We start from the raw sequence: 1,256 nt of genomic DNA, 5'->3' as shown, positions 1-1,256 counted from the left end.
CAATCCTGGAATCAGCAATGCCTCTTCAGGGCAAGCTACTTTTTCCGCAGCCTGTTAAGGCGGCGGTACTGGCCACCATCGTGGGTCTCATCATCATCTTCATTGGTGACAACATGAGAGAAAAATGGGGGATCGAGCGCGAAGATCTTCTGGTGACTGGGGGGCTGCTCCTGCTGATCGGGGCGCTCGACAGCATAAAATCGGCTCAGCATCCCCATGAAAAAGAAGCACCACCGCAATCGCCAGACGGGCTGGCGCTTTCGCCTGTCACATTTCCGATCATTATCACCCCATATGGTATCGTTGCACTGCTGCTTTTCGCGGCGGTGGCCGGAAATACGCAGACGTTTGTCATGGGCGTATTCGCAATCTTCCTCGGCATGATGATAGCCGATTATCTGGCGATGATCTTTTCGGGCCCAATCCTTCGCTTTGTCCGCCCTGGCTCGCTGATGGCATTCGGTTGGCTGGTATCCGTGTTGCAAGCGGCCCTTGCAGTACATGCGATACTTTCCGGTCTGCGCGCGGTAAACGCGGTCGATGTAGCAATTTAGTGTTCCGGACCAGCCCTTCTCCAGGCCTCGCCAGCCGAATTGAAAAAGCCCCGCAAGCACAATTGTACCGCGGGGCATAGTTTCCGGTCATCGCCTGCATTGCTCGCTCATGAGGGTAAGCGCGCCACGATATGTGTAGATCGCATCAGATCAGGCGATGTTCCTCGGCTGACAGAATTTTCACCCGACCGGTCTGCTGAGACCTGCTACGTAAGCTCCATGCCACTGATACTCGTCGCTACTTATACCGCCATTACCTCTGTCCATGTAGAGACACTGTTTGCCTCAGCGACGGCGAGGGAGTGCGAATTGCGAACATCGGCGCCCCGGAAGTGCCTGGCTGGTCGTGCTTTCCCCCGCAATCTTTGATCGTCAGGACCGGGACGGATCAGTCTGGTCGCACGCTCGCCCCATTCATCGTCAACGGCCAGAATATGGTGCCCATCTTGTCTTGATCAAGATGACGCACCACTGGAAATAGGAGGGACTGACATGTCTTATCACACCTACCTTGCCGCGTTTCGCCAAGCCACCGAGGATGATGTCGAAGCCGCCCTGGAAACTGCCGCGTTCACTGGCTGGCCAAATGACGAGGCCGCGCTCCTCGAGTTCTTTAATAGTATGCTGCGCGTGCTGGTAGTTAAGAGTCGGTTTCGAAACTCACGCTGACCGAGCCAAACGGCGTAGCATGAGCATGGCGGC

General features: G+C 55.9%; 2 protein-coding genes. Both read left to right on the top strand.

Annotation, left to right across the window (positions count from 1 at the left end):
* Positions 1–554 (top strand): MarC family protein (locus NTCA1_RS28305; protein WP_159832501.1); only part of this gene is annotated, 554 nt, incomplete at its 5' end.
* 492 nt (positions 555–1,046) lie between these two features.
* Complete coding sequence (locus tag NTCA1_RS28300; protein ID WP_159832500.1) at positions 1,047–1,223, top strand: hypothetical protein; 177 nt, start codon at positions 1,047–1,049, stop codon at positions 1,221–1,223.
* Positions 1,224–1,256: the final 33 nt, after the last annotated feature.

Source organism: Novosphingobium sp. TCA1, from assembly GCF_009811895.1.
Lineage (GTDB): Bacteria > Pseudomonadota > Alphaproteobacteria > Sphingomonadales > Sphingomonadaceae > Novosphingobium > Novosphingobium panipatense_A.
This window is presented reverse-complemented; position numbering and strand designations above follow the sequence as displayed.

Bases quoted from the DNA above. Each gene is read 5' to 3' on its own strand.
- NTCA1_RS28300 (WP_159832500.1), top strand. From the start codon at position 1,047: ATGTCTTATCACACCTACCTTGCCGCGTTTCGCCAAGCCACCGAGGAT.